This is a genomic window from uncultured Kiloniella sp., from assembly GCF_937128705.1.
In the GTDB taxonomy this organism is placed as follows: domain Bacteria; phylum Pseudomonadota; class Alphaproteobacteria; order Kiloniellales; family Kiloniellaceae; genus Kiloniella.
This window is the reverse complement of sequence record NZ_CAKZMP010000335.1, coordinates 1-2,174: the sequence shown is the minus strand read 5'-3', so window position 1 is coordinate 2,174 and position 2,174 is coordinate 1. Positions and strand designations below refer to the sequence as shown.

Below are 2,174 nucleotides of genomic sequence, written 5' to 3'. Positions count from 1 at the left end.
TAAACCGGGTATGAAAATCCGCATGATGGGAACGGGAACCACGCACCTTGTGGATGCTGTTGGTGCTTTCTCACCAAAACTGACCAAGCTCAAAGAGCTCCGCGCTGGTGAAATCGGCTATATCACGGCGGGTATCAAACAAATTACCGATACCAAGGTCGGGGATACCATCACAGACGAAAAGAACCTCGCTGTTGAACCGTTGGCGGGCTTTAAGCCTTCTGTGCCTGTGGTGTTCTGTGGTCTCTTCCCGATTGATGCTAATGATTACGAAATGTTGCGTGATAGCCTTGGCAAGCTGGCGCTGAATGATGCATCGTTCCATTTCGAGCCAGAATCTTCTGCTGCGCTTGGCTTTGGCTTCCGCTGTGGTTTCCTTGGTCTTTTGCATCTTGAGATTATTCAGGAACGTCTGGAACGCGAATTTAACCTCGACCTAATCACGACGGCACCGAGTGTGGTTTACAAAATCCACATGACGGACGGTTCATTGATGGAATTGCACAACCCGGCTGACTTCCCAGATGTGGTCAAGATTGATCACATTGAAGAGCCGTGGATCAAAGCAAATATTCTGGTGCCAGATGATTATCTGGGACAGGTGTTGAAGCTTTGCGAAGATCGCCGTGGTATTCAGCAAGAACTGACCTATGTGGGCAGTCGTGCCATGATTGTTTACAAGCTGCCGTTGAACGAAGTGGTGTTCGATTTTTATGATCGTCTGAAATCCATTTCTCGTGGTTATGCCAGCTTTGATTATTCCATCGAAGGCTATGAAGAAAACGAACTGGTGAAGGTTTCCATTCTGGTGAATTCTGAGCCAGTGGATTCTCTGTCAATCATCGTGCACCGTTCTCAGGCAGAACCACGTGGACGTATCCTTTGTGAGCGTTTGAAAAGTCTGATCCCGCGCCAATTGTTCAAAATTGCTGTTCAGGCAGCAATTGGCGGCAAGATCGTTGCGCGTGAGACCATTTCAGCCATGCGTAAGGATGTGACTGCCAAATGTTATGGTGGTGACGTTTCGCGTAAACGTAAGCTTCTGGAAAAACAAAAAGCAGGTAAGAAGCGCATGCGTCAGGTCGGGAATGTTGAAATCCCGCAGACGGCTTTCCTTGCTGCCCTTAAGATGGGTGACGACTAGAATCTGCGTTTTAAAGTGCTGTTAAAGATAAAGCTCTGACTGATTTTTCCTGTTTATGACAGATTATCGATCAGAGCTTTTTTTATATGTGTTTTATGCGAAAATTTTTAACGACGTCGTCTTCTACGGCTATTTTTAAACAGATAACCGGGTATCAAGAAGATCACGGCAGCGACCAGGCCGAAAACAAGGGTAGGGAGAAAGAGTAGAGGCGAGAAGACATCATCCCATAGCCATAGACCGATATAGCGTTCGGTAACCGCCTGCAATAAATTGAGAGAGCCGGGGTGCACCGCAAACCAGTTTTCCCCCAACAGCGAGAGCTGAAAGCTGCCTTGTTCCATCAAGGGGAAGAGATCAAAGGCGAGCGAGGCAAGAGCAATTGCCAGAAAGACCCAACCAAGTATCCGTAGGACGAATGTCATACTTTTCCTATTCTAATAAAATTTCAGCTCTAATTATGCTGTTTCTAATGCCAGCATACAGCTTAACAGCATAAGGGCGAGTAAAGAAATTTTGTCTGTCAAAATCAAGACTTAACAGCTTCGGCGCGACTTCAATAAATGGTGTGCTTATCTGGTGCAAAAAATGGTTGCATCCTCTGCCCATACCCATTAAGTTCCGCCTCGCACCCAAGGGTGCCCTATAATGCTGGAGAGGTGGCCGAGTGGCTGAAGGCGCACGCCTGGAAAGTGTGTATACGTTAACGCGTATCGAGGGTTCGAATCCCTCTCTCTCCGCCATAATGAAAACCCCAAGGTAACCTGCCTTGGGGTTTTGTTTTGTCCCAAATAAAAGCTAAAGCCCCCGTCCCATAGAATAAAATTCATCATTCGGGCGTATGGAGGTAAAGTTGGCCATGCGGTTGCTGAGGCCGAAGAGGGCGGTTATGGCGGCGATGTCCCAGATATCTTCATCACTAAAGCCATGGGCATGAAGGGCTTCAAAGTCTGCGTCGTTGGTTGCCTGGGCATTGTTGGATACCTTGAGGGCGAAATCCAGCATCGCCATTTCCCTTGGGGAGATATCG

General features: G+C 47.7%; 2 protein-coding genes, 1 tRNA gene and 1 pseudogene. 2 read left to right on the top strand and 2 right to left on the bottom strand.

Going from position 1 to position 2,174, the window contains the following annotated elements; translation table 11 throughout:
• A partial coding sequence (lepA, locus tag Q0241_RS17060) for a translation elongation factor 4 (RefSeq protein ID WP_299379746.1) occupies window positions 1-1,144 on the top strand: 1,144 nt, incomplete at its 5' end.
• Window positions 1,145-1,251: 107 nt separating this feature from the next.
• Here lepA and Q0241_RS17055 read toward each other — a convergent pair.
• Window positions 1,252-1,569 (bottom strand): hypothetical protein, encoded by a 318-nt coding sequence (locus Q0241_RS17055; protein WP_299379743.1) that lies wholly within the window; start codon window positions 1,567-1,569, stop codon window positions 1,252-1,254.
• A 228-nt stretch (window positions 1,570-1,797) separates the two neighbouring features.
• On the opposite strand from Q0241_RS17055, the gene Q0241_RS17050 reads away from it, so the two are divergent.
• Window positions 1,798-1,887, top strand: a tRNA-Ser gene (locus Q0241_RS17050).
• 55 nt (window positions 1,888-1,942) lie between these two features.
• On the opposite strand, the pseudogene Q0241_RS17045 reads toward Q0241_RS17050, so the two are convergent.
• Window positions 1,943-2,174: pseudogene (locus Q0241_RS17045) on the bottom strand (alkylhydroperoxidase); the annotation flags it as partial.